Source organism: Rahnella sp. GSA61A, assembly GCF_019969905.1.
GTDB classification, from domain to species: Bacteria; Pseudomonadota; Gammaproteobacteria; order Enterobacterales; family Enterobacteriaceae; genus Rahnella; species Rahnella aceris.
Window position 1 is genome coordinate 1 of sequence record NZ_JAHXYO010000041.1, and the last position, 10,846, is coordinate 10,846.

Sequence of the window (10,846 nt, forward strand, 5' to 3'; positions counted from 1 at the left end):
AACAGATTTGGCAATGTCGATACCAACAACTCTGATTGTGTTCATGTGATATCACTCCTGAATTAATTGCAGTCAATAGAGTATGGCACTGGCTACTTCAGGGAGGGGCGTCCATAACATCACTACACTTCGCAATTCCCAATATTAATGAATGTTATTCATAGTCCCTATCCTCCTCCCGTGATTATCAGCGAGCACAAACCCGTTAATATGCCCTTATCTCTTCATGTTCAACGGATCACCATGCTTAATCAACAGACACGTACACAGTCAGCTACAGCTAACAATACAGGTCTATCGTTTCTACTCATTCTCAGCGCCCTGATGGCTGTTACCTCTTTATCAACCGACATCTATCTTCCGGCTATGCCCGTCATGGCGAAAGATTTACAGGGTGATGCAGAGCTGACGATCACAGGGTTCCTTATCGGCTTTTGCATTGCACAACTGATTTGGGGACCGATTAGCGATCGTTATGGGCGTCGACTGCCACTGTTTATCGGTTTAGGCCTGTTCATCATCGGCTCAGTGGGCTGCGCATTATCAACAGATATCGTGCAAATTGTCTTCTGGCGTGTTTTTCAGGCGTTAGGTGCTTGTACCGGCCCGATGCTGGCTCGAGCAATGATCCGTGACCTGTTTAGCCGCACTCGTGCAGCACAAATGCTTTCAACTCTGATGATCATTATGGCCATCGCGCCGATTGCCGGGCCCCTAATCGGCGGGCAAATGATTAAAGTCACCTCGTGGCATGCCATTTTCTGGCTGCTAGCGATTATCGGAACATTAATGCTGATGTCTTTATTCTGGTTACCGGAGACATTACCTGTTGAAAAACGCTCTCAAGCCTCCGTAACCAGAGCCTTTCAAAACTACTATGCCTTGCTAACCAACGCCAAATACATGCGGTTTACTCTGTGTCTGACGTTCTATTACGTCGCGGCCTACGCCTTTATCACCGGCTCCCCGTTTGTGTACATCACGTACTTCGGTGTTGACCCGCAGCATTACGGTTGGCTGTTTGCAGTAAACATTGTGGGATTAATGGCTGTGAGTATGGTCAACAGACGCCTGGTTCACCGCTACCCACTGGAAGCGTTGCTCAAGAATGCCGTATTCATCGCCACTATTGCCGCAATAGTGCTGGCGGTCACGACCGGCCTGGGCGCAGGTGGAATTACCGTAATTGTCGGCGCCGTGTTCGTATTTTTCTCTATGAATGGCATCATCGCAGCAACATCCACAGCTTGCGCACTTGACGCAGTGCCTAATGTTGCAGGCTCTGCATCGGCGCTAATGGGCGCGTTACAATACGGCAGTGGCATCATCTCTTCACTTCTTCTTGCTCTGTTCAGTGATGGCACGCCCTGGACGATGGGCTGGATAATTGCGTTTTTTACAGCAGCCAGCGCCTTGATGGCACTGACCGTTCAGCTAAAAAAATAATACTTCGTTATTGATGCCAGACGACACTTTCGTCTATAGATACCCGCCCTTCCCTGTAACTCAGGGAGGGATGCGTTTTATCTGGGATCCCAAACGAAATACCGTAAAGCAGCATGAAACCCTCTGGAACATTTAATATCAGACGCACCGTTTGGGCAAAATAACTCAGCACTGCCTGTGGAACGCCTGCGTAACCGCGAGCTGCCAGGGAAAGCAGGAATGTCTGCGCATACATACCGGCATCCGAGGCAACGCGAACGTTGTCCCCAACAACAGGAATGAACAACAGAGCAACATGAGGCGCGCCAAAAAATTTCACGTTACGTTCTACCACTTCTGAACGGCTTAAATTATCTCCCCGCGCAACGCCCAATGCCTGATAGTACGAGCGCCCCTGCTCCGAAGCTCGTTGCCTGAATGGATCGGGATAGGCTTCTTTATCAAATGTAAAATCAAGACTGTAGTTCCCAGCCCTCAGATCTTCCGTCAGTGCATGACTTAATTCACGAAGCTTTTCTCCTGCAACGATATGCAGGGACCAGGGTTGAGTATTGCAGTTGGACGGAGCGCATTGCGCTTCAAGCAAAATGTCTTTGAGGGCATCGCTGGGGATAGGAGATGGAAGAAAGGCTCTTGCCGAGTACCTGTTTTTTACTACCTCACTAAATGTTGGCTCTTGCGTACTCATTTGCTTCTCCGCCTGAAAATAATTTGAAGTTAATGATTCACTCTCTCCCGATCCATCCTGTCACATCAGGGTCATCGTTTTCATTCCCGGTTCCAGATTAGGTCTATGAATTCTATTCATAGCGCCTATTTAAGCAGCGTAATTATCTTTAACCGCAACTTCGTTAATCTGGGTCTATCGCGTGAACACGCAAGCGGAAAATGGCTACAGCTGATGGAAATACCCCAGCCTGCACGGCTGGGGCATCATCGGAGGCCAACTAAATATTTTTATCGAAGAAGACGTCTAACTTTTGCATTGCCTGGTCAACGTATTTAGGCACCCAATACGTCTCGATATGGGTAGCGCCTTCGATCAGGAAGAGTTCTTTTTTCTTCGTACCGGTGGCTTTAGCGAACGCATCTTCAGTCATATAGAGCGTATCCGCTTTTGTACCGGCAATCATCAGCAGCGGTTTATTGATGAGATTGATATGGTCAGTCACGTCAAAGTTCATCAAATCTAACAGGCTGCTTGTGGTGTATTTAAACGTTGAGTTCGGGTGTGCGTGGGTTTTCCAGTAGTACTCGTAGCCCTGGCGATACAAGGCAAAAGGTAATTTGGCTATCTGTTCATCAGTCAGGTTGGCGTCACCGGAGTAGAGAATTTCACCTCCGGCTGCTTCCTGAGCGCGCGCGTCAGAAGCCTGCTGAAGCCGCTGCTGGAGAGTATCCAGCTGTGAATCCTGCATACCATTGCGGCGTACAAGGCCTGAATTAAACATGCTGATGGTTGCAATCGATTTGAACCGTTTGTCTGTCTCGGCGGCAACCAGTGAATACCCGCCACCTCCGCAAATACCCAGCAGACCCAGGCGGGAAGTATCGACTCCCGGATACTGGCTGATGTAGTCAGCCATGCCGTGAACGTCCTCAATACGGTTAGCCGGTTTATCCACGCTGCGAGGCATACCACCGCTGGCGCCCTGATAAGCCGCATCGGCGGTAATCGTGATGTACCCCTGCTCTGCGAGACGCTGGGCATACAACCCGGCGACCTGTTCTTTTACGCCACCATTAGGATGTGCGACCACCACGGCAGGGTATTTTTTAGCGGGATCGTAGTTAGCAGGGGTATAGACATTCGCGGCGATCTGGATGCCATGCAGATCGTATTTCACTGGATGAATGTTGACCTTGCCTTTGACGTTCTCGGTGATGGCACCGTCATAGACGAGTGTGAACGGATTTTTTTTGTAATCAGCCGCATTGACTGAGGTCACTCCGGCCATTGCCGTGATTAGCATTGCACTTATAAGTGTGAATTTCATGGTATCTCCCGATGAATGTCAGCCTGGTTATGCAGGCTCGCGGAATCAAATTTGCAGGCTCAGAGTAGGCATAGAGGGCTGTCAGCATCGTGACCGGGAAATAACATTTTCGTCAGGAAACGTACCGGGATGGGTAAGTGTTTCTGACAATGCTGTCAGGTAACCGTCAGCTTTATGTTGGCAATCAGAAGGCAGAATGTTCTCGCTTTAATGAGATTCATGTTCAATTTTCTGGGAAAAGGAGTAATCAATGAAAAGCCAGAATGACCCAACAATGCCAGCGCGACGCAAGCTATTAGTCGCCGGGGCGGGTATTGCCGCCGCCTCGCTGATCCCCCACGTATCGGCGGCGAGCCAGTCCTCTCAGGTCGATTCATCCAGACAAACCAGCCATCGCCCTGCGGCTCCGGGCAAACGTAAACTCGGCAAGCTGGAAGTTTCTTCCGTCGGTCTGGGCGTGCAGAACATGAGTCGCAAATATGACACCTCTGTTCCCTGGCGTCCCGAGATGCTCAATGTTATCCACCGGGCCTTTGATGAAGGGGTAACGTTCTTCGACGCAGCTGAAGCCTACGGCCCGTTTGAAGTCGAAAAAATTCTCGGGGAAGGCGTCGCCCCGTTCAGGGACAAAATCGTTATCGCCACTAAGTTTGGCTGGAACATTGACCAGCAGACAGGTAAGCGACTGCCGGGTCTCAACAGCAGACCGGAGCATATCAGGCAGGTCGTCGAAAACATGCTCAAACGCCTGCGTACCGATCGTATCGATTTACTGTATCAGCACCGGGTTGACCCGCAGATCCCGATCGAAGATGTCGCCGGTGTGGTGAAAGATTTAATGGATCAAGGGAAAGTCCTGCACTGGGGGCTGTCTGAAATGGGTATCAATACGCTGAGACGCGCCCATGCGGCATTACCCGTTACTGCCGTACAAAGTGAATACTCCATGCTCTGGCGCGGCCCTGAAAAGCAGGTACTTCCGCTATGTGAAGAGCTGGGCATTGGCTTTGTGCCATGGAGCCCACTCGGCGTGCAGTTTTTAACGGGCTGGATTGATGGGAATACCCGGTTCGCTGCCGGTGATATACGTGCTATAGAAACGCGATTTTCACCCGACAATCTCCCGCACAACTTACAACTCGTTGAGCTGCTGAAAACCTGGGCGATAAGAAAAAATGCCGCGCCGGGTCAGATTGCGCTGGCATGGCTCCTGGCCCGTAAATCCTGGATAGTTCCCATCCCTGGCACCACCAATAAAGACCATATGCTGCAAAACACAGCGGCTACCGGCGTGTCGCTGACTGCGGCAGAAATGACCGAGCTTACCCGCTCACTGGATGCCATCACTATCCAGGGTCAACGTCTGCCGGATGCCGTGCAGGTTTATTCCGATGTTGAAGCACCGATGAAAAGTTAAGAGGAAGTCCCGTTATGCGCCTGTTGTTAGTCGAAGATGAAGAAAAAACGTCAACCTATCTCAACCGTGCGTTGAGTGAGTCCGGATTTATGATAGATGTTTCTGCAGATGGCGCTGAAGGTCTTCATTACGCGCTGGAGTTCGACTACGACGCGATAATTCTGGATGTGATGCTGCCGGGGATGGATGGCTACCGGGTTCTTGAGGGGGTGCGGGCTGTCAAACAGACGCCGGTGCTGATGCTCTCTGCACGGGGATCGGTAGACGAGCGCGTTAAAGGACTGCGCCTTGGCGCAGATGATTATCTTCCCAAACCCTTTTCGCTTATTGAGCTGGTGGCGCGCATTCAGGCACTAGTGCGTCGCCGCGCTACGGATGGCGCGGACATCACCCAGTTGCAAATTCACGATCTGCACCTCGACTTACTTGCTCGCCGCGTTTTTCGCGCCGGAACGCGACTGGAACTGACCGCAAAAGAGTTTTCCCTGCTGAGTCTTATGTCCCGTCATCAGGGTGAGATTCTGTCAAAGATGATGATTGCTGAGCAGATATGGGACATGAATTTTGACAGCGATGCCAATGTTGTTGAAGTCGCCATTAAACGACTTCGAGCCAAAGTGGATGCCCCGTTCGATATCAAACTACTGCATACCGTCCGTGGCATGGGTTATGTCCTCGAAGTCCGGTCCGAATAAATGAAGGGGATAAGCATGCCTGAGCGTTCCATTTCCGTTCATCTGGCGCTGATGTTTGCCTTATCCGCGCTGCTGATTGTATCCGTTATCGGCATCCTGCTCAGAAGCTCCTTACATGACTCTTTGCAAAAGCAGATGCATAACGAACTGCTATTCCGGGAATCATTGATGAGTCCGTGGATCACCGCACGAACCTCGGCGGACGGCTGGTCTACGCTGGCCAATAAATTCACTGTCTTAACCAATTCTGAAGGTGAGCGCGTTCGCTACTGGATAGTGAGCGATAACCCGCGTTTTAGCATGGGGGGAACGCCACCAGTGGGTGTTCAGTGGTCTTCTTTGCAGGAAGGCTTTAATAAAGTGCCCGGCGCATCGGAAGGCGCATGCTCGCTGTTCCTGTTAGTGAAAACCATCCCTGCCAACGGTGAAAGACCTGAGCTACGCTATGTGGTTGCCATCGACTCCACACCGTATATGGGCACACTCGATGCGTTCACACGTACTCTGCTGATTATTGCCGCGCTTGGCGTACTGATTGTCGCGTTGCTGGGATACGTCGTTTCACGTATTGGCCTGCGTCCTGTGGGGATGCTCAGTAAGCAGGCGCAACATCTCGCACCGGGTGACCATGGTCAGCGCCTGAATACCCGCGCTTTGCCCGAAGAACTGCAGCAACTGGCATCATCATTTAATGGCGTGTTAGAGCGTCAGGAAATCGCCTGGCGTCAGCTCGAAAGCTTTAACGCCGATGTTGCGCATGAACTCCGTACCCCGCTGACGAATCTGATTGGTCAGACGCAACTGGGTCTCTCACGCCGGCGTTCGCATGAAGAACTGGAAGAGTTACTGGGTTCCAATCTCGAGGAGCTTGAGCGTATGACGTCAATCGTAAACGACATGCTGTTCCTGTCTCATGCTCACGCGGGTGAACATGCTTCCCAGCTTACGCAGGTTTCCCTGCGGGAAGAAACCCTGAAAACAGCGGAGTATGTGGAACCCTCTTTTGCGGAAAAACAGCTTTCTCTGGATGTGGAGGGGGATGTCACCGCGCACATCGACCGGCGGCTGTTCCACCGCTCACTGGCTAATTTACTGGAAAACAGCGCAAGACATTCACCCTCCAGCAGCAGGTTAACGGTGCGGTTAAGCGAAAAAGGTCATCAGGCCTGTGTTGAAGTTTCAAACCCTGGCGATCCGATATCGCCAGAGCACTTACACCGGCTTTTCGAGCGGTTCTATCGCGTTGACACCTCCCGGGCCAGAAGTGATACCCATCATGGGCTGGGCCTGTCGATCGTGCGTGCTGTCGCCATTATGCACAGGGGGGATGTCTTTGCGCGTAGTGAAGGTGGCATCAATACATTTGGCCTCACCTTTGCAATACAAGCGGATAAAGCGGCGGGCAATGCTCAATCCGGCGCTGAGCCGGGACCCGGGTTAACTGACAGAATTGTCAGGGGGGCGTCAGCCTGACGTCATCACCCTCTCGATAAAATCATCGCAGGCAATCCCCTCTTCATTGATAAGGACGCTTTGCATGATCGGACATTTACGTTACCTCGGGCTGTTACTGCCCTTCTTCACCTTTTCATCCTGGGCAGCGGAGCAAAATCCCGCTGTCCATATTGCCCCAGCAGGAAGTCAGAACGCGGTGTATGGGCCAGCGGAGAATTTTACCGGTCGCGTCCGGGTTGATCCTCTCTTCAAACCTGATAACGACATCCGTGTTTCCGGGGCTTATGTCACCTTTGAACCCGGAGCCCGTTCTGCCTGGCATACGCATCCGGCAGGTCAGCGGCTTATTGTGACCTCTGGTGTTGGGCTCACACAACAAGAAGGCCAGCCGGTACAGATTATCCGCGCGGGCGATGTTGTCTCTTGCCCTGCGGGCGTCAAACACTGGCACGGCGCGGCACCCGGCAGCGCGATGACGCATCTGGCGATAACCGGGGTTGTGGATGGTAAGAGCGTTAACTGGATGGAGAAAGTGACAGATGAACAATACCACGCCCATTAAGGCATTAACGGCAGCGGTACTGCTGACCTTTGGTTTTGGTCTCACGGCAAATGCTGCGCCCGTCAATAAAGGAGCCTCAGAAATGAACCACGAACAAACCGTTTCGGATACGCTGTCGGCCAGCCAGCAGGCCATCCCGTTGATTGCGGCATCGATGGCCAGCAGTCAGATGGATAAGCTGAATGCAGCCCTGAATCAGGGACTTGATGCAGGACTCACCATAAACGAAACCAAAGAGATTCTCGTCCAGCTTTATGCCTATACGGGCTTCCCCCGTAGCCTGAATGCGCTTAGTGAACTGATGAAGGTCGTCGAAGCACGTAAACAACGTGGCATCGAAGACGTTGAGGGTAAAGAACCGGTTGCTCCGATCCCTGTCGGGGATGAGCTTCGCCGTGTCGGTACCGCAAATCAGACTAAAATCTCAGGCGCTCCCGTTCAGGGCCCGCTGTTTGACTTTGCCCCGGTCATTAATCAGTTCCTGCAAACGCACCTGTTCGGCGACATTTTCGCCCGCGATAACCTCGACTGGCAAAGCCGCGAGCTGGCAACGGTTGGTGCATTAGCGGCCACATCAGGCGTTGAAGCCCAGCTGTTATCGCATACGCGAGCCAGCATGCGGGTCGGCCTGACGGCAGCACAGCTGCGCCAGCTGGTACTGGTTCTGCGTGAACATGGCGAAAATGATGCAGCAACGCGGGCTGAAAAGGCGCTGCAGCAGGCGCTCGCAAACAATTAGGAGTGGATTATGGAGCATGATCCCAACCGCAGAATGTTAATCACCGCACTTGCCGGGCTGACGCTGGCGAACGTTTCTTTTGCATCAGCTGCGACCGGAACCGCAAACGTGCAGAGTAAAAGCCGTGTTCTGGTGGCGTACTTTTCCCGCAGCGGAAATACACGGGTGATTGCGGGCGTCATTCACCGCAGCCTGAATACCGATCTGTTTGAAATCGAACCGGCTACGCCTTATCCGGAAGACTATTTTCAGACCGTTGAACAGGCGAAAAATGAGCGTGAGCGGGGAGTAAAACCCGCATTGAAAAATAGCGTCGCAGATATCTCACGCTACGAGACCCTGTATTTAGGCTTTCCGATCTGGGGGACCAGCGTGCCGCCTGTAGTGCAAACATTTCTCAGCAGCCACAACCTTGCGGGCAAGTTAATCATCCCCTTCATTACTCACGGTGGCTACGGTAAAGGAGACAGCGACGACATCCTTACCCGTCTTGCCCCGACTGCACGTCGGGAAAAACCGCTGGTCATTGAATGCGACCAGGAGCGAAGAACCACTGAAACGGTCACCAGCTGGTTAGAGACAATACGCAGTTAATCGTCCGCATTCATGAGTCTGCCAAATAAGGGCAATCAGGGGTGCTAAATAATTAACGCGGACAACTCAGATATGATTGAACGTCAAACATAACAGAGGATGTAATCTTGAAGACAATCTTAAAAACGCTGGCCATCTGCGTAATGGCGGGTGGCCTGGTGGCTCAGTCGGTCTATGCCGAGCCGCTGGTCATTCAGGAACAAGGAAGCTTTTCTGCTGGTGGCACTATCATCACCGCACCAGGAACATTTGATGCGAAAAAGCCGCTGGACTCTGCTGGTCAAACCTACCATGGCGATCATGCCTCAGTGTTCTACCAAATTCCGGAAAATCCGCATAAATACCCTATCGTGATGCTGCACGGTGCGGGTCAGTTCTCCCGTACCTGGGAAAGTACCCCGGATGGTCGCGAAGGGTTCCAGAACATCTTCCTGCGTCGCGGGTTCTCAACTTATCTTGTCGATCAGCCGCGTCGGGGCAGCGCCGGACGTACGACTGTAGAAGGTACTGTTACGCCTAAACCGGATGAACAAATGTGGTTCAACCAGTTCCGCGTTGGCGTGTGGCCAGAGTATTTTAAGGGCGTTCAGTTCTCTCACGACAAAGAAGCACTGAATCAGTATTTCCGTCAGATGACCCCGAACACCGGGCCGTTTGATATCAATGTGATCTCTGATGCGATGTCCGCCGTCGTGGATAAATCCGGCCCCGCTATCCTCTTCACCCACTCTCAGGGTGGCGGACCAGGCTGGTACACGGCGATGAAAAACGACAAGGTCAAAGCCATTGTCGCCTTCGAGCCTGGCAGCAGCTTTGTCTTCCCGGAAAAAGAACTCCCTGCCCCTATGCCAAGCGCGTTCGACACGCTGAAGGGTGAGCCAGTGCCAATGGAGCAGTTTATGGCCCTGACCAAAATCCCGATTCTGATTATTTACGGCGATAACATTCCGGATAAACCTGTCGCCATGCCCGCGCAGGACAGCTGGCGCGTACGCCTTGCAATGGCTCGGGAGTGGCGCGACGTGGTGAACAAGCATGGCGGGGATGTGACGGTGACGCATCTGCCTGAAATGGGAATCAAAGGGAATACCCACTTCCCATTCTCTGATCTCAACAATATGCAGATTGCTGATTTGGTGAGTAAATTTCTGAAGGAAAAAAAATTGCAGTAGTGGAATAGACCCATCAGTCCAATCTACCGAGTTCTCGTGTCTGAGGACTCGGTAGAGTCATATTAGTTTTTAACCATAGCTATCTTAATGATAAAGCACATGACACATGAGCCAACAAACCTATTCAACAAGCCACATCAGAACTCTAAAAAATTACTGCTCCCCAAATCGGGTAATTTCAACACTATAGCCGTAAAATTTTGGCCAATATACCCTTAAGCTCAGTCTTTGCCTTAGCCACTACAAGATATACTTTTTGGTTTTCAGATAAAGCATTATGTTCATTTATAAGTTGCTTTGTTCTTTCGGTAAAGCCAGAGCTAACAATTAAAATACCACCCTTACCTGATTGATTCACTTTATATATAAATTCACGAGCTGTAGCCAAACCGAGTAGTTTTGAATACCTTTTCACCTCAACAATATAATTCTGTTCTTGGGTTTTAATCTCAAAGTCATAACCATCATCTTTTCCTGCTTCAACTCTTTCTGAAAGCACTCCAAGTTCATTAAGTACTTCACCAACCATACTTTCAAACTCCTTCGAGCCTGGAGTTACATTTGGATAGACCAAATTATTGATTACATCACCCGATGTGATATCAGCCTCAATTTCTTTATCAATTTTTATTTTCCTGAAAATGACCTGCTCCCCGTTGATTAATACACCACGATGTTAGTAATGTCTTCATAAGCCACATGAGGACATCCCCATGAAGAAGCGTTTTTCCGACGAACAGATCATCAGTATCCTCCGCGAGGCTGAAGC

General features: G+C 51.2%; 11 protein-coding genes. 8 read left to right on the top strand and 3 right to left on the bottom strand.

From position 1 onward, the window contains the following. The first annotated feature begins 243 nt into the window (after positions 1–243). Positions 244–1,446 carry a multidrug effflux MFS transporter gene (locus LC431_RS25980; RefSeq protein ID WP_223510469.1) on the top strand — a complete coding sequence of 401 codons (1,203 nt, stop codon included), beginning with the start codon at positions 244–246 and terminating at the stop codon, positions 1,444–1,446. 7 nt (positions 1,447–1,453) lie between these two features. Here LC431_RS25980 and LC431_RS25985 read toward each other — a convergent pair whose 3' ends face one another. Together LC431_RS25985 and LC431_RS25990 are read right to left on the bottom strand one after the other, a co-directional pair. Beyond that, positions 1,454–2,134, bottom strand: coding sequence for a nitroreductase (locus LC431_RS25985; protein WP_223510470.1), 681 nt, complete (start codon positions 2,132–2,134; stop codon positions 1,454–1,456). A 259-nt stretch (positions 2,135–2,393) separates the two neighbouring features. After that, positions 2,394–3,443 (bottom strand): CocE/NonD family hydrolase, encoded by a 1,050-nt coding sequence (locus LC431_RS25990; RefSeq protein WP_370633982.1) that lies wholly within the window; start codon positions 3,441–3,443, stop codon positions 2,394–2,396. Between the two features lie 250 nt (positions 3,444–3,693). On the opposite strand from LC431_RS25990, the gene LC431_RS25995 reads away from it, so the two are divergent. The 7 genes from LC431_RS25995 to LC431_RS26025 all read left to right on the top strand — a co-directional run bounded on the left by LC431_RS25995 (position 3,694) and on the right by LC431_RS26025 (position 10,077). Beyond that, the gene (locus LC431_RS25995; RefSeq protein ID WP_219857198.1) at positions 3,694–4,860 is read left to right on the top strand and encodes an aldo/keto reductase; all 1,167 of its coding nucleotides are present in this window, start codon (positions 3,694–3,696) and stop codon (positions 4,858–4,860) included. 14 nt (positions 4,861–4,874) lie between these two features. Continuing rightward, on the top strand, positions 4,875–5,555 hold the full coding sequence (locus tag LC431_RS26000) for a heavy metal response regulator transcription factor (protein ID WP_064367694.1): 681 nt from the start codon (positions 4,875–4,877) through the stop codon (positions 5,553–5,555). Between the two features lie 15 nt (positions 5,556–5,570). Then, positions 5,571–7,028: a heavy metal sensor histidine kinase gene (locus LC431_RS26005; protein WP_064367693.1), complete on the top strand. Its 1,458-nt coding sequence runs from the start codon at positions 5,571–5,573 to the stop codon at positions 7,026–7,028. 64 nt (positions 7,029–7,092) lie between these two features. Then, positions 7,093–7,572, top strand: a complete 480-nt coding sequence (locus tag LC431_RS26010; RefSeq protein WP_064367692.1) for a cupin domain-containing protein — start codon at positions 7,093–7,095, stop codon at positions 7,570–7,572. Further along, the gene (locus LC431_RS26015) at positions 7,550–8,311 is read left to right on the top strand and encodes a carboxymuconolactone decarboxylase family protein (RefSeq protein ID WP_223510471.1); all 762 of its coding nucleotides are present in this window, start codon (positions 7,550–7,552) and stop codon (positions 8,309–8,311) included. The genes LC431_RS26010 and LC431_RS26015 overlap by 23 nt, the downstream gene beginning before the upstream one ends. A 9-nt stretch (positions 8,312–8,320) precedes the next feature. Continuing rightward, on the top strand, positions 8,321–8,905 hold the full coding sequence (locus tag LC431_RS26020) for a flavodoxin (protein WP_223510472.1): 585 nt from the start codon (positions 8,321–8,323) through the stop codon (positions 8,903–8,905). 107 nt (positions 8,906–9,012) lie between these two features. Continuing rightward, entirely contained in the window at positions 9,013–10,077 is a 1,065-nt protein-coding gene (locus LC431_RS26025; protein ID WP_223510473.1) for an alpha/beta fold hydrolase, read from the top strand. Between the two features lie 184 nt (positions 10,078–10,261). On the opposite strand, the gene LC431_RS26030 is transcribed toward LC431_RS26025, so the two are convergent. Next, positions 10,262–10,651, bottom strand: a complete 390-nt coding sequence (locus LC431_RS26030; protein WP_255611253.1) for a restriction endonuclease — start codon at positions 10,649–10,651, stop codon at positions 10,262–10,264. Positions 10,652–10,846 lie beyond the last annotated feature (195 nt).